The 21,722-nt window shown below is 53.0% G+C and carries 23 protein-coding genes; 15 read left to right on the forward strand and 8 right to left on the reverse strand.

Features of this window, described 5'->3' with window-relative positions:
- Positions 1 to 153: 153 nt before the first annotated feature.
- Complete coding sequence (locus tag AC0Z7K_RS20120; protein WP_112164920.1) at positions 154 to 579, forward strand: GNAT family acetyltransferase; 426 nt, start codon at positions 154 to 156, stop codon at positions 577 to 579.
- Positions 580 to 648: 69 nt separating this feature from the next.
- Here the strand turns inward: AC0Z7K_RS20120 and AC0Z7K_RS20125 are convergent, their stop codons facing one another.
- Complete coding sequence (locus tag AC0Z7K_RS20125) at positions 649 to 1,047, reverse strand: YgiW/YdeI family stress tolerance OB fold protein (RefSeq protein WP_413529520.1); 399 nt, start codon at positions 1,045 to 1,047, stop codon at positions 649 to 651.
- Positions 1,048 to 1,218: 171 nt separating this feature from the next.
- Between AC0Z7K_RS20125 and AC0Z7K_RS20130 the strand changes: the two genes are divergently transcribed.
- From AC0Z7K_RS20130 to AC0Z7K_RS20175, 10 genes are all read left to right on the forward strand, one after another.
- Positions 1,219 to 1,662: a DUF2919 domain-containing protein gene (locus AC0Z7K_RS20130; RefSeq protein WP_485615649.1), complete on the forward strand. Its 444-nt coding sequence runs from the start codon at positions 1,219 to 1,221 to the stop codon at positions 1,660 to 1,662.
- Positions 1,663 to 1,809: 147 nt separating this feature from the next.
- A complete protein-coding gene (locus AC0Z7K_RS20135) occupies positions 1,810 to 2,436 on the forward strand; it encodes an RpoE-regulated lipoprotein (RefSeq protein ID WP_485615650.1) in 627 nt (208 codons plus the stop codon).
- A 106-nt stretch (positions 2,437 to 2,542) separates the two neighbouring features.
- Positions 2,543 to 3,442: a Dyp-type peroxidase gene (locus AC0Z7K_RS20140; RefSeq protein WP_485615652.1), complete on the forward strand. Its 900-nt coding sequence runs from the start codon at positions 2,543 to 2,545 to the stop codon at positions 3,440 to 3,442.
- 297 nt (positions 3,443 to 3,739) lie between these two features.
- Positions 3,740 to 4,717 carry a sulfate ABC transporter substrate-binding protein gene (locus AC0Z7K_RS20145; RefSeq protein WP_413529521.1) on the forward strand — a complete coding sequence of 326 codons (978 nt, stop codon included), beginning with the start codon at positions 3,740 to 3,742 and terminating at the stop codon, positions 4,715 to 4,717.
- A complete protein-coding gene (cysT, locus tag AC0Z7K_RS20150; protein WP_112164931.1) occupies positions 4,717 to 5,547 on the forward strand; it encodes a sulfate/thiosulfate ABC transporter permease CysT in 831 nt (276 codons plus the stop codon). Before AC0Z7K_RS20145 ends, cysT begins: the two co-directional genes overlap by 1 nt.
- Positions 5,547 to 6,422 (forward strand): sulfate/thiosulfate ABC transporter permease CysW, encoded by an 876-nt coding sequence (gene cysW / locus AC0Z7K_RS20155; RefSeq protein WP_413529171.1) that lies wholly within the window; start codon positions 5,547 to 5,549, stop codon positions 6,420 to 6,422. The genes cysT and cysW overlap by 1 nt, the downstream gene beginning before the upstream one ends.
- Positions 6,412 to 7,506: a sulfate/thiosulfate ABC transporter ATP-binding protein CysA gene (gene cysA / locus AC0Z7K_RS20160; protein WP_413529172.1), complete on the forward strand. Its 1,095-nt coding sequence runs from the start codon at positions 6,412 to 6,414 to the stop codon at positions 7,504 to 7,506. Before cysW ends, cysA begins: the two co-directional genes overlap by 11 nt.
- 115 nt (positions 7,507 to 7,621) lie before the next feature.
- Entirely contained in the window at positions 7,622 to 8,506 is an 885-nt protein-coding gene (gene cysM, locus AC0Z7K_RS20165) for a cysteine synthase CysM (RefSeq protein WP_485615653.1), read from the forward strand.
- 100 nt (positions 8,507 to 8,606) lie between these two features.
- The gene (locus AC0Z7K_RS20170; RefSeq protein ID WP_112164964.1) at positions 8,607 to 9,290 is read left to right on the forward strand and encodes a response regulator transcription factor; all 684 of its coding nucleotides are present in this window, start codon (positions 8,607 to 8,609) and stop codon (positions 9,288 to 9,290) included.
- A gap of 4 nt (positions 9,291 to 9,294) precedes the next feature.
- A complete protein-coding gene (locus tag AC0Z7K_RS20175; protein WP_485615686.1) occupies positions 9,295 to 10,620 on the forward strand; it encodes a HAMP domain-containing sensor histidine kinase in 1,326 nt (441 codons plus the stop codon).
- Positions 10,621 to 10,748: 128 nt separating this feature from the next.
- Here the strand turns inward: AC0Z7K_RS20175 and crr are convergent, their stop codons facing one another.
- The 5 genes from crr to cysZ all read right to left on the reverse strand — a co-directional run bounded on the left by crr (position 10,749) and on the right by cysZ (position 15,727).
- Positions 10,749 to 11,258, reverse strand: a complete 510-nt coding sequence (crr, locus tag AC0Z7K_RS20180) for a PTS glucose transporter subunit IIA (RefSeq protein WP_056774079.1) — start codon at positions 11,256 to 11,258, stop codon at positions 10,749 to 10,751.
- Positions 11,259 to 11,305: 47 nt separating this feature from the next.
- Complete coding sequence (gene ptsI, locus AC0Z7K_RS20185; protein ID WP_413529174.1) at positions 11,306 to 13,033, reverse strand: phosphoenolpyruvate-protein phosphotransferase PtsI; 1,728 nt, start codon at positions 13,031 to 13,033, stop codon at positions 11,306 to 11,308.
- Between the two features lie 50 nt (positions 13,034 to 13,083).
- Positions 13,084 to 13,341, reverse strand: coding sequence for a phosphocarrier protein Hpr (gene ptsH / locus AC0Z7K_RS20190; protein WP_003038086.1), 258 nt, complete (start codon positions 13,339 to 13,341; stop codon positions 13,084 to 13,086).
- Positions 13,342 to 13,741: 400 nt separating this feature from the next.
- A complete protein-coding gene (cysK, locus tag AC0Z7K_RS20195) occupies positions 13,742 to 14,707 on the reverse strand; it encodes a cysteine synthase A (RefSeq protein WP_485615654.1) in 966 nt (321 codons plus the stop codon).
- A 234-nt stretch (positions 14,708 to 14,941) separates the two neighbouring features.
- Positions 14,942 to 15,727: a sulfate transporter CysZ gene (gene cysZ / locus AC0Z7K_RS20200; RefSeq protein WP_485615656.1), complete on the reverse strand. Its 786-nt coding sequence runs from the start codon at positions 15,725 to 15,727 to the stop codon at positions 14,942 to 14,944.
- A gap of 223 nt (positions 15,728 to 15,950) precedes the next feature.
- Between cysZ and zipA the strand changes: the two genes are divergently transcribed.
- The 3 genes from zipA to AC0Z7K_RS20215 all read left to right on the forward strand — a co-directional run bounded on the left by zipA (position 15,951) and on the right by AC0Z7K_RS20215 (position 19,275).
- Complete coding sequence (zipA, locus tag AC0Z7K_RS20205) at positions 15,951 to 16,937, forward strand: cell division protein ZipA (RefSeq protein ID WP_485615657.1); 987 nt, start codon at positions 15,951 to 15,953, stop codon at positions 16,935 to 16,937.
- A gap of 70 nt (positions 16,938 to 17,007) precedes the next feature.
- On the forward strand, positions 17,008 to 19,029 hold the full coding sequence (ligA, locus tag AC0Z7K_RS20210; protein WP_485615659.1) for an NAD-dependent DNA ligase LigA: 2,022 nt from the start codon (positions 17,008 to 17,010) through the stop codon (positions 19,027 to 19,029).
- Positions 19,030 to 19,032: 3 nt separating this feature from the next.
- The gene (locus tag AC0Z7K_RS20215; RefSeq protein ID WP_056774102.1) at positions 19,033 to 19,275 is read left to right on the forward strand and encodes a DUF3820 family protein; all 243 of its coding nucleotides are present in this window, start codon (positions 19,033 to 19,035) and stop codon (positions 19,273 to 19,275) included.
- 51 nt (positions 19,276 to 19,326) lie between these two features.
- Here the strand turns inward: AC0Z7K_RS20215 and AC0Z7K_RS20220 are convergent, their stop codons facing one another.
- Positions 19,327 to 20,319, reverse strand: coding sequence for a bile acid:sodium symporter family protein (locus AC0Z7K_RS20220; protein ID WP_485615661.1), 993 nt, complete (start codon positions 20,317 to 20,319; stop codon positions 19,327 to 19,329).
- A gap of 100 nt (positions 20,320 to 20,419) precedes the next feature.
- Here AC0Z7K_RS20220 and AC0Z7K_RS20225 point away from each other — a divergent pair, with 100 nt between their 5' ends.
- The gene (locus AC0Z7K_RS20225; RefSeq protein ID WP_413529180.1) at positions 20,420 to 21,346 is read left to right on the forward strand and encodes a LysR family transcriptional regulator; all 927 of its coding nucleotides are present in this window, start codon (positions 20,420 to 20,422) and stop codon (positions 21,344 to 21,346) included.
- 32 nt (positions 21,347 to 21,378) lie between these two features.
- Here AC0Z7K_RS20225 and AC0Z7K_RS20230 read toward each other — a convergent pair whose 3' ends face one another.
- The gene (locus AC0Z7K_RS20230) at positions 21,379 to 21,720 is read right to left on the reverse strand and encodes a FlxA-like family protein (protein ID WP_413529181.1); all 342 of its coding nucleotides are present in this window, start codon (positions 21,718 to 21,720) and stop codon (positions 21,379 to 21,381) included.
- Between the last annotated feature and the right edge of the window lie 2 nt (positions 21,721 to 21,722).

Here is a 21,722-nt window from a genome sequence, read left to right on the forward strand (position 1 = left end):
ATATTTCTCAGGGTAATGATTAATTCTCTGCCGGGGGGATGAAAGCGACCGATAAGTTGCGGTTATAAAACACACAATTTTAGATTTTGATGTTGCGTATCAAACAGATCACGCGATAATTAGGTTATCCCTTTATTACCCGTGGCGACAGTGATGGAAATTCGCGTATACCGTCAAGAAGATTTCGAAGAAGTACTGACCTTATGGGAGCGCTGCGATCTGTTGCGTCCGTGGAATGATCCTGAACTGGATATTGAGCGTAAAATTAACCACAGCCCGGAGTTTTTCCTGGTAGCGGAAGTCGGCGGGGAAGTGGTTGGCACGCTGATGGGCGGCTACGACGGCCATCGCGGATCGGCGGGTTATCTCGGTGTTCATCCGGATTATCGCGGGCGCGGCATAGCCAATGCGCTGGTGAACCGTCTGGAAAAGAAACTCATCGCGCGCGGTTGTCCGAAAATCAATTTGATGGTGCGGGCTGAAAACGATGCGGTAGTCAGTATGTACGAAAAGCTCGGCTATGAGATTTCAGATACGTTATTGCTGGGAAAACGGTTGATCGAAGATCAGGAATATTGATCCCCTCAGGCATTCAGTAAAAAGCCCCAACAGCTTTCACCGTCGGGGCTTTTTTACGTCAGGGCGTGATTACTTGATCACTTTTACACTTTTGACGTCCACTTCTACAGAGTTCCAGTCTTTATCGACTTTACCTTCGATGCGGATTTTATCTTTTGGCGATACGTTCTGTCCCTGCCAGCGTTTGCCATCAATCTCTACGTTGAGGGTGCCGGTGCTGTCGCGGAAAATGTATTTGTCATGGTCGATGCGCTGATCGATAAAACCTTCCAGCATCACCCACTGATCGTCTTTCATGGTTTGCGCATCTTTCACCGTGCTCAGGGCGGTGGTTCCGGTGAATCCGCCCTGCGGTGCGGCCTGAGTTTGAGCGTCCTGCGCCGAAGGTCCGTTAAAGCCGCCGGTCTGTTGTGCAAAGGCAGTCGCTGAACAAAGTGCGATGAGGGTTGCCAGAGTGATCTTCTTCATCATAATAGGTCTTCCTTAATTAACTGTTTCTGGTGAGTGTCAGCAACTATGGCATCTTTTCGATGTGTTGCTGCGTTGAGAACCATTAAAACAGAGTCTTCTTAACGGTTTCTTAAGCTGCCCTGATTATTGTTTAATTTCCCTTAATATGCAGGAACGTTGTCCTCTTTTATGAACCCGGATGATTATAACGACCACGGTATGTTGCGATTGCCGCTGTGGTTCTGGACGATTTTGATTTTACAGGCGCGGACCTGGTTACTGTTTGTGATGGCAGGCGCGTCGCGTCAGCAGGGCAGCGATTTGCTGGCGCTTTTCTATCCTGATACCCGCAGTTTCTGGTCAGGCATTTTGCTCGGCCTGCCGCCCGCGATGATTTTTCTGCTGAGCGGCCGTCGTCATTTATTTCCGCGAATCTGGCAGGCCGGTTACTGGTTATTGCTGGCAGGTATGTTCGTGACGTTCGCGTTGCAGGCGCTCGGGCTGTGGCAAAGTACTGATATGATTTCGGGTGTCGATATCGTGCTGGCACTGCTCGATGCCGCCGCGCTGGCGTACTGGCTGCTGAGCCGCCGTCTGCGCGCCTGTTTTGATGCCGCGCGACGGCTGGTGTGAAGCTTTTGAACTTTTACATAAAGAAAGCACTCGAACTGGCGCTGATGTTGAAAAGCTGATAACTGAAAAATATCCCATTTTTATGCTGCCGGTTTATCCGTCAGGCCGCACCGGCCAACGGGAACGGGCCGTCAAGGAGTGTACTGAATGACTGTTCGCCTACAGGTTCGCCCGATGTTGCTGGCGCTGCCTCTGATCCTCACCGGCTGTTCGTCAATGTCACATATGTCGATGCCGAGCGTGTCCTGGTCATCTTTCAATCCGCTTAACTGGTTCGGCAGCAGCCTGACCGTGTCCGACAAAGGTGTCGGCGAGATAACCGCCAGCACGCCGCTGACAGAAGAGGCCATTAAAGACGCGCTCGATGGTGATTACACCCTGCGCAGCGGCATGTCGATGAGCAACGGTAAAATGCTGAGCTTCTTTCAGGCGATGAATGATAAAGACGTGAAAATGTCAATCAGCGGCGAGCCGAAGGGTTCCGTGCAGCGTGTTGACGTGGTGGATCCTAAAGTGGAAAGCGAATGGGGTGTCAAAATCGGTACGCCGTTTAGCGATCTTTACACCAAGGCGTTCGATGTGTGCGTGAAAGGTGAGGGCGATGATGCTCAAAACATTGAGTGTAAAGCGCCACAAAGCACGCACGTCAGCTACGTGTTCAGCGGCATCTGGCACGGCCCGGATTCTCTGATGCCTGCGGATGATTCACTCAAAGACTGGAAGGTCAGCAAAATTATCTGGCGCGCGGATCCTGCGGCGGCAACTGCGCAGTAAAGCCTGAATTTTTGCCTCACTAAATCCTCAATGCCTTGCCTTCGCGCAAGGCATTTTTATTGACATCCGGTATGATATCGCCGGTCAAATTAACGAGGATGAAAACATGACTCAGGTTCAGAGCGGCATTTTGCCCGAACATTGCCGTTTCGCCATTTACATAGAAGCGAAAGCTCAGGGCGACCTGGATGCGCTCCGGCAGGGCTGCCGGACATTTGTTGCTGCGCTCGAAGAGTTGCAGCAAAAGTTTCCTGATCAACATCTCGGCGCTGTGGTGGCATTTGGTCACGACGTCTGGCGCGATCTTTCCGGTAATCAGGGCGCGGACGAACTGAAATCTTTCGTGCCGCTCGGTAAAGGGCTGGCACCGGCCACGCAGCGCGATATGTTGTTGCACATTCAGTCTCTCCGCCATGACGTGAACTTTGCGCTGGCGCAGGCAGCGCTGAAAGCCTTCGGGACATCTATTGTGGTAGAAGAGGAAACCCACGGTTTTCGCGGAATCGAAGAGCGCGATCTCAGCGGTTTTGTCGATGGGACTGAAAATCCGAAAGCCGATGCCCGTGCGCAGGTGGCGATCATTCCTGAAGGCAGCGTTGATGCCGGTGGCAGCTACGTGATGGTCCAGCGCTGGAAACACAATCTGGTGCAGTGGGAGCGCTTCTCCGTGCAACAGCAGGAAGAGGTGATTGGCCGTACCAAGCTGACCGACGAAGAGCTGGATTCAGAAACGCGTCCGGACACCTCTCACGTCAGCCGCGTTGATCTGAAAGAAGAGGGCAAAGGCCTGAAGATCCTGCGCCAGAGCCTGCCGTACGGCACCGTCAGCGGCGAGCATGGTTTGTACTTCATCAGTTATTGCGCGCGGTTGTGGAACATTGAGAAACAATTGCTGAGCATGTTTGGCGACCTGGACGGTAAACGCGACGCCATGTTGCGCTTCACCCGACCGGTGACCGGCAGCTATTATTTCGCACCTTCCCTGACGCGTTTGCTGGCGCTGTAAATTCTCCCCGCGCGTCCGTTCCGGGCGCGCTGTATTCCTTTCATCCTTATTGCCCGCCATGTTTGTCCCCTCGATTGTTAATGCCTTATAGCTTTTCATGCTTGAAAATCACTAAATGGTATATAAAACCGTTACAGCCTGACCCTCAGTTATAAATACACTGTGTGATATTGAGCGGCATTTATCAGCGTCGCATATCGGTTCACTCACCTAAGGCTAAGCATGAAAACTATCGGGTTTGCAGAAACGGGGTTGGGTAAAGCGTGGTTTAGAGGCAACGTGCTGAAAGGTTCCGTGATGGCGATGTTGCTGGCCAGCGGCGCGGCATCCGCCACCGAATTGCTGAACAGCTCTTATGATGTCTCCCGCGAGCTGTTTGCTGCGCTGAATCCTCCGTTTCAGAAACAGTGGGCTGAGCAAAATAATGGCGACAAACTCGAGATTAAACAATCTCACGCCGGTTCATCCAAACAGGCACTGGCGATTTTGCAGGGCCTGAAGGCCGATGTGGTCACTTACAATCAGGTGACGGACGTGCAGATCCTCCACGATCGTGGTGATTTAATCCCCGCCGACTGGCAAACACGTCTCCCGAACAACAGCTCGCCGTTCTATTCCACCATGGCGTTTCTGGTGCGTAAGGACAACCCGAAGAATATTCACAGCTGGGATGATTTAACCCGTGCCGATGTGAAACTGGTGTTTCCGAATCCAAAAACCTCCGGCAATGGCCGTTATACCTATCTGGCCGCCTGGGGTGCTTTTAATATTGAAGATAAAAAAGACACCGCAAAAACCCGCGCCAAAATGGCGAGCTTCCTGAAAAACGTGCAGGTCTTTGATACCGGTGGTCGTGGCGCGACCACGACGTTTGTGGAACGCGGTCTGGGTGATGTGCTGATAAGCTTCGAATCCGAAGTGAACAACATTCGCAAACAGTACGGCGACGATAAATACGAAGTTATTGTTCCGCCGGTGGACATTCTTGCTGAGTTCCCGGTGGCGTGGGTCGATAAAAACGTCGAGAAAAATGGCACTGGGAAAGCGGCTAAAGATTACCTGAATTACCTGTGGAGTCCGCAGGCGCAGAAAATTATCACCAGCTTTAACTACCGCGTGTATGACAAAACGGCGATGGCCGCGGCGAAAGGGCAGTTTCCGGACACCCAACTCTTCAAAGTAGAAGACCAGTTTGGCAGCTGGAAACAGGTCATGGACACCCATTTTAGTACCGGCGGTGAGCTGGATAAACTGTTAGAGCAAGGTCACAAGTAATGTTGTTGTCGAGCAAACGCGTATTACCCGGATTCACCCTGAGCCTCGGCAGCAGCCTGCTGTTCGTGTGTCTGGTGCTGCTCTTACCGCTGAGCGCGCTGGTGATGCAGCTGTCACAAATGACGCTGTCGCAATATTGGGATGTGATAACTAACGGTCAGGTTGTCGCCGCATACAAAGTGACGCTGCTGGCGGCGGGCGTGGCCAGCCTGTTCAACTGCGTGTTTGGCATGCTGATGGCGTGGATCCTCACACGTTATGAGTTTCCGGGTAAAAGCCTGATCGATGGCCTGATGGATTTGCCGTTTGCGTTACCGACTGCGGTAGCGGGACTGACGCTGGCGGGGTTGTTCTCTACTACCGGTTTTTACGGCCAGTGGCTGGCGCATTTTGATATTAAAGTTTCTTATACCTGGCTTGGTATCGCGGTGGCGATGGCATTTACCAGCATCCCGTTTGTGGTGCGTACCGTTCAGCCGGTGCTGGAAGAGTTAGGCCCTGAATATGAAGAAGCGGCCGAAACACTGGGCGCATCGCGCTGGCAGAGTTTTCGTCGCGTGGTGTTGCCGGAAGTGATGCCTTCGCTGATGGCGGGTACGGCGTTGTCGTTTACCCGCAGCCTTGGGGAATTCGGCGCAGTGATTTTCATCGCCGGCAATATTGCATGGAAAACTGAAGTAACGTCGCTGATGATTTTTATCCGCTTGCAGGAATTTGATTATCCGGCGGCCAGCGCCATTGCCTCGGTCATTCTCGCGGCTTCACTGATTCTGCTGTTCGCCATTAATACATTACAAAGCCGCTACGGCCGTCGTCTGGGAGGCCAATAATGTCTGATGTTCCGGCTTTTGCGGGCGCATCCCGCCAGCGTATCGACTGGGTGAAATGGGCGCTGATTGGCACTGGTGTGCTGATTTGTATCCTGTTGTTAGTGATCCCAATGATCAGCATTTTTGTGCTGGCGTTTTCCGACGGTATTGCCGCTGTGTGGAAGAACCTGTCGGATTCCGACATGTTGCACTCCATCTGGCTGACCGTGCTGATGGCGCTTATCACCGTGCCGGTCAATCTGATTTTCGGCACGCTACTGGCCTGGCTGGTGGCGCGCTTTAACTTCCCCGGCCGCCAGCTGTTGCTGACGCTGATCGACATTCCGTTTGCGGTCTCGCCGGTGGTCGCCGGTTTACTGTATCTGTTGTTCTACGGCACCAACGGTCCGCTGGGCGGCTGGCTGGACGCGCACAATATTCAGTTTATGTTTTCGTGGCCAGGCATGGTGATGGTCACGGTATTTGTCACCTGCCCGTTTGTAATCCGTGAGCTGGTGCCGGTCATGCTCAGCCAGGGCAGCCACGAAGATGAGGCCGCAGTATTACTCGGTGCTTCCGGCTGGCAGATGTTCCGCCGCGTGACATTACCGAATATCCGCTGGGCACTGTTGTATGGCGTAGTGCTGACCAACGCTCGCGCTATCGGGGAATTCGGCGCTGTCTCGGTGGTGTCCGGATCGATTCGCGGCGAAACCTATACGCTGCCATTACAGGTTGAATTACTGCATCAGGACTACAACACCGCAGGCGCGTTTACTGCCGCAGCGCTGCTGACCCTGATGGCCATCGTTACACTGTTTCTGAAAAGCGGCCTGCAATGGCGTCTGAAGCGCCACAACGACCGTCTTGAGCGGGAGGAAAGTCATGAGCATTGAAATTAACGGTATCAACAAATATTTTGGTCGCACGAAAGTGCTTAATGATATCTCGCTCGATATTGCTTCCGGAGAAATGGTTGCGCTGCTCGGGCCCTCGGGCTCAGGGAAAACCACGTTGCTGCGCATTATCGCCGGACTGGAAAATCAGAGTGCTGGCCATCTGAGCTTCCACGGCAAAGACGTTACGCGTCTTCATGCCCGCGACCGCCAGGTCGGTTTTGTGTTTCAGCATTACGCACTGTTCCGCCATATGACGGTGTTCGACAACATCGCTTTTGGTCTGACCGTGCTGCCGCGTCGCGAGCGTCCGAACGCTGAAGAGATCAAGAAAAAAGTCACTAAATTGCTGGAGATGGTTCAACTGGCGCATCTGGCCAACCGTTATCCTGCCCAGCTTTCCGGCGGCCAGAAACAGCGTGTCGCACTGGCGCGTGCGCTGGCCGTGGAACCGCAAATCCTGCTGCTCGATGAGCCTTTTGGTGCGCTGGATGCGCAGGTGCGTAAAGAGCTGCGCCGCTGGCTGCGTCAGTTACATGAAGAACTGAAATTTACCAGCGTGTTCGTGACGCACGATCAGGAAGAAGCGATGGAAGTTGCCGACCGCGTGGTGGTGATGAGCCAGGGCAATATTGAACAGGTCGGGGCTCCGGAAGAAATCTGGCGCGAACCGGCAACCCGTTTCGTACTCGAGTTTATGGGCGAAGTGAATAAAATCAGCGGTGACATCCGCGGCTCGCAGCTGTACGTCGGTGCGCACCACTGGCCGCTGGAAAACCCGCCGCTGCATCAGGGGCCGGTTGATCTGTTCCTGCGCCCGTGGGAGATGGAAATCACAGCGCAAAGTAATGCCCGCTGCCCGCTGCCGGTGAAAGTACTGGAAGTCAGCCCACGCGGACATTTCTGGCAGCTTATCGTGCAGGCCGAAGGCTGGCATGACGAACCACTTTCCGTTGTGCTTACGCAAACCTATGGCGTCAACGTGCCGCAGCGCGGCGATCGATTCTACGTCGGGGGCCTTAATGGACGCCTGTATGCCGGTGATCAACAACTGCAACCCGTTGCGTTAGCGAAGAGTGCCTGATATTTTTTAATCAGCACGTTTACAGGGCGGTCATCGGGCCGCCCTTTTTCTCGTCTGATATCTGTTTATGCGTTTTTTCTCAGTCAATAGTTCTTTTTGATATAAGGCCAGCCCCGTGAGTACGCTCGAAAAATTTATCGGTAACACCCCTCTGGTGAGATTACAGCGCCTGACCAAAGGTCTGGACAGCGAGATTTGGGTCAAGCTGGAAGGCAATAACCCGGCCGGATCGGTAAAAGATCGTGCGGCACTGTTCATGATCGAGCAGGCGGAAAAGCGCGGAGAAATTCGCCCCGGCGATACGCTGATTGAAGCCACCAGCGGAAACACGGGAATTGCACTGGCCATGATTGCCGCGCTGAAGGGCTACAAGCTGAAATTGCTGATGCCTGAAAACATGAGCCTCGAACGTCAGGCTTCAATGCGGGCTTACGGCGCAGAGTTGCTGTTGGTGAGCCGGGCGCAGGGGATGGAAGGCGCACGGGATCTGGCGCTGGACATGGAAAAGCAGGGGCAGGGCAAAGTGCTGGATCAGTTCAACAACCCGGACAATCCCTTGGCTCATTTCACCACCACCGGGCCGGAAATCTGGCAGCAAACTCACGGGCGCGTAACGCATTTCGTTTCCAGCATGGGCACCACCGGTACCATTACCGGCGTCAGCCGTTATTTGCGCACCCAAAGTGCGGGTGTCACGATTGTCGGCCTGCAACCTTCCGAGGGAAGCAGTATTCCGGGTATTCGCCGCTGGCCGAAGGAATATCTGCCGGGCATTTTCAAACCTGAACTGGTCGATGAAGTTATGGACATGGGCCAAACTGAGGCCGAAGATACCATGCGCGCACTGGCGCGTGATGAAGGTATTTTCTGTGGCGTCAGCTCCGGCGGTGCCGTGGCGGGGGCACTACGTGTGGCAAAAAACCACCCTGGTAGCGTGGTCGTGGCCATTATTTGCGATCGCGGCGATCGCTATCTATCGACTGGCGTTTTTGATCTCTGATCCTATATTCATCTGTAGAATGTAAAATTAGAGTAAAAGCGGCTGCGCAATGCAGGCTTAGTGGTAAAAATGACCAGAATTTTAGCCAGGCGGAAAAATAATGAAAATTTTGTTAGTCGATGACGATCTCGAATTAGGCACCATGCTCAGCGAATACCTTATTGCCGAAGGCTTTGACGCTTCTCTGGTGCTGACCGGGAAGGCCGGGGTGGAGGGGGCCATGTCTGGCGAGTATACCGCGATGATCCTCGACATTATGTTGCCGGACATGAGCGGTATTGATGTACTGCGTCAGGTGCGTAAAAACAGCCGTCTGCCGATCATCATGTTGACCGCCAAAGGCGACAACATCGATCGCGTTATTGGTCTGGAAATGGGCGCGGATGACTACATGCCGAAGCCGTGCTATCCACGGGAGCTGGTCGCCCGTCTGCGTGCCGTGCTGCGCCGGGTAGAAGAACAGCAGGAATCACACTCAGATTCCTCATCGGTCAACTACGGAGATCTGACGCTCAATCCTGCCACCCGCAGCAGCGAATGGCGCGGTGTGCCTTTTGATCTGACCGCTTCCGAATTCAACTTGCTTGAGCTGCTGTTACGTTCCCCGGAGCGTGTTGTGTCCAAAGATGAATTGTCCGAAAAAGGTCTGGGGCGTCCGCGTGAAGCATACGACCGCAGCATTGACGTGCATATCAGTAATATTCGTCAAAAACTGGGGTCACTGGACGGTGGTGATATTCTGACTATTGAGACGGTGCGCAGTATTGGTTACCGGATCCGATAAACGTATGCGCGGAAGGTTGTTCTGGAAAATCCTCTTAGGATTTTGGTTTACTTTCGTTGCCATCACCCAGGGTCTTTGGGTGGTATTCGCCTTCTATAATCCGCATGAACCGCCGGAAAGTGGTATCGCACGGCGTTTTGTTAAGTTGCAAATCAACTCGGCCGTCTCGATGCTGCACACCGGTGGAATGCCCGCGCTCAATGACATGATGGCCAACTGGCCGGAAAGCGATCGCAAACTCTTCTCGGTCACCCCTTCACTGCTGCCCGCTAAGGGGAGTGGCGTCCAGGATCTGGAACCGGGCAAAATTCCCCATGAAGTCGTCGAATTTGTTCAGGGACCGGACGGACAAGGCTATCGCCTGCGTTACGACGTGCAGGGGCTGATGCATGAGTACCGGCCAAAACGTCACAGAGATCTGCTGAACATGCCGCCGCCGCTGTTGTGGCTCGGCGGGCTGGGCGGATTGCTGTTCAGCGCCGTGCTGGCGTGGAACCTGACACGGCCGATGCTGCAAATGCGTAAAGCGTTTGGACGCGTGGCGCAGGGTGACTTGTCTGTGCGGCTGTTCTCCAGTATGGGGAAACGTCATGACGAGCTTTCTGAAGTGGCGCGTGATTTCGATTCTATGGCGGAACGTTTACAGGTGCTGGTGAAAGCGCGCGAAGAACTGCTGCACGATGTGTCGCATGAGTTGCGTTCGCCGCTGGCCCGATTGCAGCTGGCGATTGGTCTGGCGCGGCAGAATCCGTCGAACGTGGAAACGTCTCTGAGCCGCATAGAGCATGAAGCAGGGCGCCTGGATAAGATGATCGGTGAACTCCTTGCGCTTTCGCGAACAGAAAGCAGCGAAATTCCTGACGAAGAATATTTCGATCTGTTCGGGCTGGTCGAAGCGGTGGTCAATGATGCACGTTATGAAGCGCAGTTACCGGGTGTGGAAATTGCTATGCACCCTGAAACACCGGATGACGCGGATTACACTGTGAAAGGGAACGCGGAGTTGATGCGTCGTGCAGTTGATAATGTGGTACGCAACGCGTTGCGTTTCTCAGCGCGCGGCCAGACGATTACCGTTTCGCTGGCCCATCTTGAAGACTTTTTGCAGATTGAAGTAGCCGATCAGGGGCCGGGTGTGGAAGAAGACAAGCTCTCGAGCATCTTTGACCCGTTCGTTCGCGTGAAGTCGCCGTTGTCAGGCAAAGGTTACGGGCTGGGGCTGGCAATCACCCGTAAAGTGATGGTGGCGCACGAAGGCAAAGTCGATGCCCGAAATGCACAGCCGCACGGCCTGGTGATTAGTCTCCAGGTTCCGCACTGGAAAATCTGATCTCCCGTCATAATTCACGCTGCAGATGCGTTTGACACCTTCCTGATGTTCGAATTATTTTGGGGGAGAGATATTTTGGGCAATAAAAAACGGCGCCTTAGCGCCGTTTTTCTTTATCGCTGAGCGATTTACTTCTTGATGCGGATGATTGGGGTTTCGCCCACAGTCACGCTACCAGTCAGTTTAATCAGCTCTTTGATCTCGTCCATGTTAGAGATGACAACCGGAGTCAGGGTAGACTTCGCTTTCTCTTCCAGCAGAGCCAGATCAAACTCGATAATCAAATCACCTTTCTTCACACGTTGGCCTTCTTCAGCGATGCGTTTGAAGCCTTCGCCTTTCAGTTCCACCGTATCGATACCGAAGTGAACAAACAGTTCGATGCCACTGTCGGATTCGATTGAGAAAGCATGGTTAGTTTCAAAGATTTTACCGATAGTGCCGTCAACCGGAGCAACCATTTTGTTGCCAGTTGGCTTGATTGCAATACCGTCGCCGACGATTTTCTCAGCGAAAACAACGTCTGGCACATCTTCAATGTTGACAATTTCACCAGAGATTGGCGCTACGATTTCAATAGTGCCAACGTCTTTTTTATCATCAGAAACCAATGATTTCAGTTTATCGAACAAACCCATGATCTTCTCCTAAGCATTAATTTGGGCAGCTTTACAGCATCGCGCAATTAGCAGAGTGTTTTTTCTTCAATGAACTTGTTAACCAGGTTCATCAACTCTTGCGCCGTAGGTTGAGCCAGAGCCTCATCTGCAAGCGCTTTCACATCTTCGAAGTTTGTATTGCGAATAATTTTCTTGATGCGTGGAATTGAGATAGCACTCATGCTGAACTCGTCTAATCCCATGCCCAATAGAAGAAGTGTAGCACGTTCGTCACCGGCTAGCTCGCCGCACATCCCTGTCCATTTACCGGCAGCATGAGATGCGTCAATAACTTGCTTGATTAAACCAAGCACAGACGGAGACATTGGGTTGTAAAGATGAGAGATCAGCTCGTTACCGCGATCCACAGCCAAAGTATACTGGGTAAGATCGTTTGTACCAATACTGAAGAAATCGACTTCTTTTGCCAGATGGTGAGCAATCACGGCAGCCGCCGGTGTTTCAACCATCACGCCAACTTCGATAGTTTCATCGAATGCCTGGCCTTTCTCGCGCAGCTGAACTTTCAGCATCTCGAGTTCTGCTTTCAGTTCACGCACTTCTTCTACAGAAATGATCATCGGGAACATGATGCGCAGTTTACCGAAAGCAGAAGCACGCAGGATCCCTTTCAGCTGGTCGTGAAGAATTTCTTTACGGTCCAGACAGATACGGATTGCACGCCAGCCCAGGAACGGGTTTTCTTCTTTTGGCAGATTCATGTACGGCAGGTCTTTATCACCGCCGATGTCCATGGTACGCACGATAACAGCTTGTGAACCCATCGCTTCAGCAACGGCTTTATAGGCCTGGAATTGCTCTTCTTCGGTAGGCAGGCTGTCACGATCCATGAACAGGAATTCAGTACGATACAGGCCGACACCTTCAGCGCCGTTGCGCTCTGCACCGGCGACATCACGCACGGTACCGATGTTGGCACAGACTTCAACCTGATGACCGTCCAGTGTAATGGCCGGCAAGTCTTTCAGTTTAGTCAGTTCGTCTTTTTCAGAGATGTACTGGTTCTGAACCGCTTTCAGCTCGTCAATAATATCGGCCGTCGGGTTGACGTAGATTTTATTGTTTACGGCGTCGAGGATCAGATAGTCATCATTTTTGACTTGTTTGGTCACGTCGCTGGTACCCACGATAGCAGGCAGTTCCAGTGAGCGGGCCATGATTGAGGTGTGAGAAGTACGGCCACCCAAATCAGTAATGAAGCCGAGTACCTTGTTCAGGTTCAGCTGTGCTGTTTCTGAAGGTGTCAGATCTGTCGCAACCAGAATGACTTCGTCCTGGATGGAGCTCAGATCGACAATCGCCATGTCCAGAATGTTGCGCAGAAGACGCTTACCGATATCACGCACGTCAGCCGCACGTTCTTTCAGGTACTCATCATCAAGCTCTTCCAGGGCTTTCGCCTGGCCTTCAATGACAGAGAAAGCAGCTGCGTCAGCAGAGGCATGCTCGTCTTTGATGAGGGCTATGATTTCCTGCTCAAGTTCTTCGTCTTCCAACAACATGATGTGGCCTTCGAAGATGGCTTCTTTCTCTTCACCGAAGGTCTCACCGGCTTTGGTCTTGATCACTTCCAACTGGGCGGACGCTTTCGCACGGCCAGTGAGGAAACGTTCAACTTCCTGATCAACGTGATCAGGAGAGATTTTTTTCCGGTTGATGACAATTTCATCTTCTTTCAACAGAAGTGCTTTGCCGAAAGCGATACCGGGAGATACTAAAATGCCTGAAATCATAACCCTACCTTTCTCTTGACTGGTTTAAACGATATAAGAGCGGCTTGTTGTTACTCGAGCTCTGCCATCAGTTTTACCAAGTGTTCAACGGCTTTCTGCTCGTCTTCACCTTCAGCTGAGAGGGTCACAACGGTACCTTGGGTCAGGCCCAAAGTTTGCAGTTTGAACAGACTTTTAGCACTGGCGCTTTTACCGTTAGAAGTCACGGTAATGTCAGAAGTGAAACCTTTCGCTTCTTTCACGAATTGTGCTGCAGGGCGAGTGTGCAGACCATTTGGTGCAGTGATAGTAACTTCTTGCTGGAACATTGTTGTTTCCCCAACTTATTAAAGTAATGTTGTGGAGCTAAAGTTTAGCGTATTAGCTTCACTTTGGCCTGAGAGATTCGCGCCTGACTATGGTTCAGGGGCTGGTTCTGATGCAACAGAAAAGAGAAAATACCGCACTCTGCGACAAAACTCTTTGCCCTAGATCTAGGCTTTCCTGTTATCACCCCATTATGCCGTCTTTTTCCCTCATGTAACAAATCGGTAAATCGATTCAGCGGGAGGCAGGATGGAAGTGATTAATTTCGCGCACCGAAATAATTGTCCGGTTAAATACTAAAACTGGCGGGTAAAATCAATGACAGAGTGGTGTAAAGTTTGACGTAGCCCACAAAAAAGCACCCGTTAAGGTGCTTTTTTGAGCGTTTTTAGCGATGTAGCATTATTGTTGCAATTCTTTTTCAGTGAATAAATCAGCAAACAATGCGGTACTCAGATAGCGTTCACCAGAGGACGGTAAAATCACGACGATGGTTTTATCAGCAAAGTCCGCTTCTTCGGACAATTTAACCGCAGCGGCTACTGCTGCACCGGAAGAAATCCCGGCCAGAATCCCTTCTTCTTCCATCAGACGGCGTGCCATTTGAATGGATTCGTCATTTGTGATCAACGTCACACGGTCCAGCAGGTCTAAATCAAGATTACCCGGAATAAAGCCGGCACCGATGCCCTGAATTTTATGCGGGCTCGGTTTCACTTCTTCGCCGTTCAGCGTCTGGGTGATAACAGGGGAGTCCGTAGGCTCAACGGCTACCAGCGTCACGCTGCTTTTTTTGCTTTTCAGATAACGGCCCGTGCCGGTGATGGTACCGCCGGTGCCAACGCCTGCGATCAGCACGTCCACGTCGCCGTCGGTATCTTCCCAGATTTCAGGACCGGTAGTTTGTTCGTGGATAGCCGGGTTCGCCGGATTGCTGAACTGCTGAAGAATTAAATAACGCTGCGGATCGCTGGCCTGAATTTCTTCAGCTTTAGCAATCGCGCCTTTCATGCCTTTCGCGCCTTCGGTCAGTACCAGATTGGCGCCAAGCGCTTTGAGCAGTTTACGACGTTCAACGCTCATGGTTTCCGGCATGGTCAGCGTCAGCTTGTAACCGCGCGCGGCCGCGACGTACGCCAGTGCGATGCCAGTGTTGCCGCTGGTCGGTTCCACCAGTTCGATATCTTTGGTCAGGATGCCGCGTTTTTCGGCGTCCCAAATCATGTTGGCACCGATACGGCACTTCACGCTGAAGCTCGGGTTACGCGACTCGACCTTAGCCAGGATCCGACCATTACCAATGCGGTTCAGGCGAACCAGTGGCGTATGGCCGATTGTTAATGAATTGTCTTCATAGATCTTGCTCATAACCCGTCCTTTAACTGTATGAAATATCCACGGTGTGAAGCTTTCAACACTATGAAATTAGTGGGAATCAGAAAAGCATACGCGAACGGCTTTTCCAGTGAAGTAAGCTTTTGGTATTTGGTATATCGATAGGTTATTAAGAAATAAGTTTGAGAAGCAAAAGTCAAGCTAAGCCAACAGCCGCATAACGCGGCTGTGGCGATAAAAAGCAATAAAAACAACTGCCTGCGGCGCTTATCCCCGTGTCGGGTTGATGTCCAGATTATTTCTGACGTACACCGAACGGTAGCGGTCGCACCACATCGCCGTTGCGCCACACACCGCCACTGGCAGGATCACCAGATTCAATACCGGTATCATCGTAAACAGGCTGACCAGCGCGCCGAACTGCATGTTATCGATGCGGTTTTTGCCGAGCGACCGGCGCATGTCGGCAAAACTCACTTTATGATTATCAAAAGGATAGTCGCAGTATTGGATAACGACCATCCAGGCGCTGAACAGGAACCACAGCACCGGCGCGGCGGTTTGCCCTATCACCGGAATGAAGTACAACGCAAACAGCACCAGCGCGCGCGGAATGTAATACGCCAGCTTTTGCCATTCGCGTTTCATGATGCGCGGCAGGTCTTTCATGATGTCCCAGATGCCGGTATCCGGCGGTGCTTTTCCGGTCAGCCGCGCTTCGAGCTGTTCTGAGAGCAAGCCGCTGAACGGGGCGGCGATCAGGTTGGCAATCGTGCTGAAGAAATAGCTAAATACCAGTACCACAGAAATTACCGCAACCGGCCAGATCAGATAATCCAGCCAGCTTAGCCAGCCGGGCACGCGGCTCATCATCGCCGGGATCCATTCCCCAAGCTTTGTGAACAACCACCAAAAGGCACCGCCCATCAGAATGATGTTGACCGCGAGGGGTAAAATCACAAAACGTCGTATTCCGGATAAGGAAATGAGCGTCCAGCCCTGTTTGAAATAATGCACGCCGTTATGGGTTGCGGCGTTTTGCGATGAAGTCATAAAAGAAATTTTCTCTCTGAGTTGAATGACATGGACTATCATATCGGTATGATTTTCTACTGGCTAGCCGCGTATTGGCTGAAAAAGCAGCAAAAAAAGGTGCAACTATGATGTTTATTACCAGAAAGTAGTGTCCAGACTTGCACTTATCTACGTGGGCAAATAGAGTTAAACATGTATATGTTTGCCGTGGTGGCAATGAATTAGAACAACAGAGATAGCAATGATGCAGGATTTGCGTCTGATATTAATCGTTGTTGGCGCGATCGCCATAATAGCGTTGTTATTGCACGGTTTGTGGACCAGCCGTAAAGAACGCTCTTCGCTGTTTCGCGATCGTCCAGCTAAACGTATGAAAAAAGAACGGGACCCGTCTCCGTCTGACGATTTTGTCGATGGAGTGGGAGAGGTGCGCGTGCGTCCTGCTCATTCTCAGGACGAGCCGACTTTTGGTCAGTACGATGAACCAGAACAGTCTGCACCGCCACGTCAGCCGCAGGCACCCCCTGCGCAGCCAGCGCCTGTTGCACGTGTGCAGCAGCCTGCTCAGCCTCAACATCATGCCGTGCAAGAGGATCCGTTGTTAAGCGGGTATTCTGCTGCTGAACCTGAAACCGGATCCCGCCGTGAACCTGCGGTTGATTTCGCCCCTTCAGCGCCACAGAGAGCGCAGGCTCCGGTTCCTCCGCAGGAAATTCATGCGGACGCAGCACCTGCGGCAAAAGCAGAGCCTCAACCCTCACCGTTTGCCCCTGCTGAGCCAGAAGCGCCGGCAGAAAAAGCCAAACTGAAAGAGACGGTTCTGGTGCTGCATGTTGCAGCGCATCAGGGGGGTGCGATTGGCGGTGAAGTGTTGCTTAACAGCGTGCTTCAGTCCGGCTTCCAGTTCGGTGCCATGAATATTTTCCATCGTCATGTCAGCCCTGCAGGCAGTGGCCCTGTGCTGTTTAGTCTGGCAAATATGGTCAAACCGGGTTCTTTCGATCCTGACAATATGTCCGACTTCTCGACGCCTGGGATTACGTTGTTCATGATGGTGCCTTGCTACGGCGATGCGCATCAGAACTTCAAACTGCTCTTGCAGTCTGCACAACGTATTGCAGACGATGTCGGTGCGATGGTGCTCGACGATGAGCGTCGTATGATTACGCCGCAGAAGCTCGAAACCTATAAAGCGCGGATCCGTGAGGTCCTCGAGGCAACTGCCTGACTCAGGCAGTTGTGACATCCCCCTTTTCAAGACCCCCGCTTGCGGGGGTTTTTTATCTCCACGGTGAGTCATGGCCACTATCGAAGAACAAATCAATCATTTACGCACTCAGTTGCGCCATCACGAATATCAGTACCACGTTCTGGATGCACCGCAAGTGCCTGATGCCGAATACGATCGTCTGATGCGTGAGCTGCGTGAGCTGGAAACGGCGCATCCTGAACTGGTTACTGCCGATTCACCGACGCAGCGCGTAGGGGCTGCACCGCTGTCTGAATTCGGCCAGGTGAAACATCAGGTGCCAATGTTGTCGCTGGACAACGTGTTTGATGAAGACAGCTATCTGGCATTTTACAAGCGCGTTCAGGATCGGCTAAAAACCGCTGAGCCGCTGAGGTTTTGCTGTGAGCTGAAGCTCGATGGTTTAGCCGTCAGCCTGCTGTACGAAAACGGTGAACTGGTACAGGCCGCGACACGCGGTGACGGCACGACCGGCGAGAACATTACTGCCAACGTGCGCACCATCCGCGCCATCCCGCTGCGTTTGCAGGGTGACAATATTCCGGCCAGGCTTGAAGTGCGTGGTGAAGTGTTTATGCCGCAGCCGGGTTTTGAAGCGATGAACGAAGAAGCGCGCCGTACCGGGGGCAAAGTATTTGCTAATCCACGAAATGCCGCCGCCGGATCACTGCGCCAGCTCGATCCGCGCATTACCGCCAAACGTCCGCTGACCTTCTTCTGCTACGGCATCGGCGTGCTGGACGGCGGTGAATTACCCCGCAGCCACTATGAACGCCTGCAACAGCTGAAAGCCTGGGGATTACCGGTCAGCGATCGTGTACGGGTCTGCACCGGCAGCGAAGACGTGCTCGAATTTTACCGTCAGGTGGAAGCTGACCGTCCGACGCTCGGTTTCGATATCGACGGCGTGGTGGTGAAAATTGACTCGCTCGATATTCAGGAAACGCTGGGCTTCGTGGCGCGAGCGCCGCGCTGGGCGACGGCGTTTAAATTCCCGGCGCAGGAACAAATCACGCTGGTAAAAGACGTCGAGTTTCAGGTTGGCCGTACTGGTGCGATTACGCCAGTGGCGCGTCTGGAACCGGTGCTGGTCGCCGGTGTAATGGTCAGCAATGCAACCCTGCACAACGCGGATGAAATCGAACGCCTCGGTTTGCGCATTGGTGACACGGTGATTGTCCGCCGTGCTGGTGACGTGATCCCGCAGGTCGTCGGGGTGGTAATGGACGAACGCCCGGAAAATGCCCGTGAAGTCGTGTTTCCGACACATTGTCCGGTATGTAATTCCGACGTCGAACGTGTGGAAGGCGAAGCGGTGGCCCGCTGTACCGGCGGTCTGATCTGCGGTGCGCAACGCAAAGAAGCGTTAAAGCATTTTGTTTCCCGCCGCGCACTGGATGTTGACGGCATGGGCGATAAAATTATCGATCAGCTGGTGGAAAAAGAGTACGTCAAGAATCCGGCGGATCTGTTCCGCCTGACGGCCGGCAAACTCACCGGTCTGGATCGCATGGGGCCGAAATCCGCACAGAACGTCGTGAATGCGCTGGAAAAAGCCAAAGAAACCACGCTCGCGCGTTTCCTGTATGCGCTCGGTATTCGCGAAGTGGGTGAAGCGACGGCGGCCAATCTGGCGGCGCATTACGGTTCTGTAGAGGCGCTGAAAGCGGCGGATATTGATTCTCTTAAAACCGTGCCGGATGTCGGTGACGTGGTGGCGAAGCACGTGGTGAATTTCCTGTCGGAAGAGCATAACCAGCAGGTGATCGACGAGCTTCTCAGTCCGGAAATCAACATTCACTGGCCCGAAGTGCAAGTGATTGTACCTGAGGAAATCGACAGCCCGTTCTCCGGTAAAACTGTGGTGCTGACCGGTTCTCTGTCTGTCCTCTCGCGCGATGAGGCCAAAGACCGCCTGACGGCGCTGGGAGCGAAAGTCTCCGGCAGCGTATCGAAAAAAACCGATCTGGTGATCGCCGGAGAAGCGGCCGGATCCAAACTGGCGAAAGCGCAGGAGCTGGGAATTGCCGTTATCGACGAAGCGGAGATGATCCGCCTGCTGGGTGAATAAGCGATGGAAAAAGAAGATCTTATCCAAATCGCCAACATGGTGATGCCGTTTGGCAAATATGCCGGGCGGGTGCTGATTGACCTGCCGGAAGAGTATTTGCTGTGGTTCGCCCGTAAGGATGAATTTCCGCAGGGCAAACTCGGTGAGCTGATGCAGCTGACGTTGACCATCAAAAGCGAAGGGCTGCAAAGCCTGATTAATCCGCTGCGTCGCAACGGGCCAGGTTTAGGTGGTACTGACGATTAACGTCAGCCCTCAAAATGAAGAAAGGCGCTGATATCAGCGCCTTTTCTGTTTCTACAAGTCTGTCACCGGCACTTTTTCCAGCGCCATTTCCTGCTGTTTCTTCTGATACCTTTTCGCCAGCACCGCACAGGTCATCAGCTGAACCTGATGGAAGATCATCAGCGGCAGCACCATCATGCCAATCGCGCTGACCGGGAATAGAATATTGGCCATCGGAATACCGTTCGCCAGACTTTTCTTCGAGCCGCAGAACACAATGGTGATTTCATCCGGTTTACTGAATCCCATCCAGCGCGCCATGTAAGTATTGATAACCAGAATCAGCGCCAGCAGAACCAGGCTGACCACCACGATAAACAGCAACGATCCGATGCCCACCTGATGCCAGATCCCCTGCGTGACGGCTTCGCTGAATGCCGAATACACCACCAGCAAAATTGATGTCTGGTCGGTTTTGCCGATCATTTTGCGGTGACGTTCTACAAACCCGCCAATCAGCGGTCGCAGAAGATGCCCGGCAATAAACGGTACCAGCAGCTGCAGGACGATGTGCCCGACCTGCTCCAAACCGTTACCGGTTGTACCCTGGACGTGCATCAGCAGGCTGACCAGAAGCGGTGACACAAAAATTCCCAACAGGCTCGAGGCCGAGGCACTGCAGACCGCCGCGGCGACGTTTCCGCCCGCCAGTGAGGTGAAGGCGATTGCCGATTGTACGGTCGCAGGCAGAATACACAGATAGACGAAACCGCTGTAAATCTGCGGGCTGACGTCCACCGGATGCCACCACTGAAACAGCAGCCCGAGCACCGGGAACAAAATGAAGGTGCTGAACATCACCCACAGATGCAGCCGCCAGTTATTGCTGCCCTGAAAAATCGCCTCACGGGAAAGCTTGGCGCCGTGCATAAAAAACAGCAGGCCGATGGCGAAGATGGTCAGATTATTGAAGAACGCAACGAACATGCCGCTGGCCGGGAAAAATGTCGCCAGCAGCACGGTGGCAATCAGCGTAAGGGTAAAGCGATCGGGTAAGAAGCGCATGAGCATATCTCAGATTTGTAATCATATCGTGAGCGCTATTCTGAGCGACTGCGATACAATTAAAAAATTGATTTATTTAATCCATTGATGCGGAAAATTCATGAATTACTCCCTCAGACAGCTTCGCGTATTTGTCGCCGTTTCACGCCACGGCAGCTTCAGTCGCGCGGGCGAGGCTATCGGCCTGAGTCAGTCGGCGGTCAGCCACAGCATGAAAGAGCTGGAAGTGGAGATGGGTGTGCGGCTGCTCGATCGCACCACGCGCGAAGTGGCACTGACCGATGCTGGCCGTCGTCTGGCAAATCGTGTAGAACCGCTGCTGGATGAATTGCACGCCATGCTGCTCGATACCCGCAGTTTCGGTACGCAGCACAATGGCCGCGTGCGAATTGCGTCCAGTCAGACCATTTCTGCCCAACTGATGCCGCAATGCATCGCCAGCGGTGAACAGCTTTACCCCGAGATCCGTATTTTACTGCGCGATCAGGCGCAACAGCTGGTACTGAACAGCGTGCGGAATGCCGAAGTGGATTTCGGTATTGTGATCGATCCCGGTGAAAATACCGATCTCGACTGCGAGCCGGTGTTGCATGAACCTTTTCTGCTGATGTGCCGGGAAGATCATCCGTTCGCCCGTCAGACATCTGTGAAATGGCAGGCTCTAAACGGCTGCAAACTGGTGTTACAGGATTATGCCTCGGGTAGCCGCATACTGATTGATAGCGCGCTGAAATCGCAGGGCGTGAAGGCGGAAATCGCCCAGGAAATCGGGCATACCGCCACGCTGTTTCCGATGGTGGAAGCCGGGATCGGCATCAGCGTATTTCCGGCGCTGGCGCTGCCCGTTCCGCAGGGCAGCAGGCTGGCGATCAGGCCCCTGGAGCCGGAAATCAACCGCGTGCTGATGCTGGCAAAGCGCAAAAACCGTTCGCTGTCGCCCGCCGCGCAGGCCATCTGGCAGGTGGTGAAAGATCAGGCGTTAATACTGAGTGAAAAACGCAGCCAGCAGGGCGTGTTCAAACCCTGACACCATGCCGGCTGTTTCAGGCTGAAAGTCGGTTAAACGTAAATATCAATCGCATTGGTATCGGTCGGCTTATTCACGCCTTCCTCTTTTTTAATGTCAGTGGCTGCTTCAGCTTTTTGCTGCTGCTCCAGCGCTTTCTCCGCCTGCTGCTGCTGGATTTGTGCGATCTGTTGTTGCAGCATTTCGATTTGCTGCTGCAACAGTTCCTGCTGCTGTTTCACGTCTTCAGAGTCGCCGCCTGAATTGCTCAGATTCTTGACCTGTTCGGTCAGTTTCTGGATCTGTTTAGTCAACTGTGCAATCTGACTGCTGCTGCCCGCATCACTGCTTGAAGACGAACTCACTGCACTGCCGGTGGCACTGATAGTGCTCATAA

This window comes from Rahnella sp. 1L-D-7-B-C2 (assembly GCF_057290995.1).

Bases quoted from the DNA above. Each gene is read 5' to 3' on its own strand.
- AC0Z7K_RS20120 (WP_112164920.1), top strand. From the start codon at position 154: ATGGAAATTCGCGTATACCGTCAAGAAGATTTCGAAGAAGTACTGACC.
- AC0Z7K_RS20125 (WP_413529520.1), bottom strand. From the start codon at position 1,047: ATGAAGAAGATCACTCTGGCAACCCTCATCGCACTTTGTTCAGCGACT.
- AC0Z7K_RS20130 (WP_485615649.1), top strand. From the start codon at position 1,219: ATGAACCCGGATGATTATAACGACCACGGTATGTTGCGATTGCCGCTG.
- AC0Z7K_RS20135 (WP_485615650.1), top strand. From the start codon at position 1,810: ATGACTGTTCGCCTACAGGTTCGCCCGATGTTGCTGGCGCTGCCTCTG.
- AC0Z7K_RS20140 (WP_485615652.1), top strand. From the start codon at position 2,543: ATGACTCAGGTTCAGAGCGGCATTTTGCCCGAACATTGCCGTTTCGCC.
- AC0Z7K_RS20145 (WP_413529521.1), top strand. From the start codon at position 3,740: ATGGCGATGTTGCTGGCCAGCGGCGCGGCATCCGCCACCGAATTGCTG.
- cysT (WP_112164931.1), top strand. From the start codon at position 4,717: ATGTTGTTGTCGAGCAAACGCGTATTACCCGGATTCACCCTGAGCCTC.
- cysW (WP_413529171.1), top strand. From the start codon at position 5,547: ATGTCTGATGTTCCGGCTTTTGCGGGCGCATCCCGCCAGCGTATCGAC.
- cysA (WP_413529172.1), top strand. From the start codon at position 6,412: ATGAGCATTGAAATTAACGGTATCAACAAATATTTTGGTCGCACGAAA.
- AC0Z7K_RS20170 (WP_112164964.1), top strand. From the start codon at position 8,607: ATGAAAATTTTGTTAGTCGATGACGATCTCGAATTAGGCACCATGCTC.
- AC0Z7K_RS20175 (WP_485615686.1), top strand. From the start codon at position 9,295: ATGCGCGGAAGGTTGTTCTGGAAAATCCTCTTAGGATTTTGGTTTACT.
- crr (WP_056774079.1), bottom strand. From the start codon at position 11,258: ATGGGTTTGTTCGATAAACTGAAATCATTGGTTTCTGATGATAAAAAA.
- ptsI (WP_413529174.1), bottom strand. From the start codon at position 13,033: ATGATTTCAGGCATTTTAGTATCTCCCGGTATCGCTTTCGGCAAAGCA.
- ptsH (WP_003038086.1), bottom strand. From the start codon at position 13,341: ATGTTCCAGCAAGAAGTTACTATCACTGCACCAAATGGTCTGCACACT.
- cysK (WP_485615654.1), bottom strand. From the start codon at position 14,707: ATGAGCAAGATCTATGAAGACAATTCATTAACAATCGGCCATACGCCA.
- cysZ (WP_485615656.1), bottom strand. From the start codon at position 15,727: ATGACTTCATCGCAAAACGCCGCAACCCATAACGGCGTGCATTATTTC.
- zipA (WP_485615657.1), top strand. From the start codon at position 15,951: ATGATGCAGGATTTGCGTCTGATATTAATCGTTGTTGGCGCGATCGCC.
- ligA (WP_485615659.1), top strand. From the start codon at position 17,008: ATGGCCACTATCGAAGAACAAATCAATCATTTACGCACTCAGTTGCGC.
- AC0Z7K_RS20215 (WP_056774102.1), top strand. From the start codon at position 19,033: ATGGAAAAAGAAGATCTTATCCAAATCGCCAACATGGTGATGCCGTTT.
- AC0Z7K_RS20220 (WP_485615661.1), bottom strand. From the start codon at position 20,319: ATGCGCTTCTTACCCGATCGCTTTACCCTTACGCTGATTGCCACCGTG.
- AC0Z7K_RS20225 (WP_413529180.1), top strand. From the start codon at position 20,420: ATGAATTACTCCCTCAGACAGCTTCGCGTATTTGTCGCCGTTTCACGC.
- AC0Z7K_RS20230 (WP_413529181.1), bottom strand. From the start codon at position 21,720: ATGAGCACTATCAGTGCCACCGGCAGTGCAGTGAGTTCGTCTTCAAGC.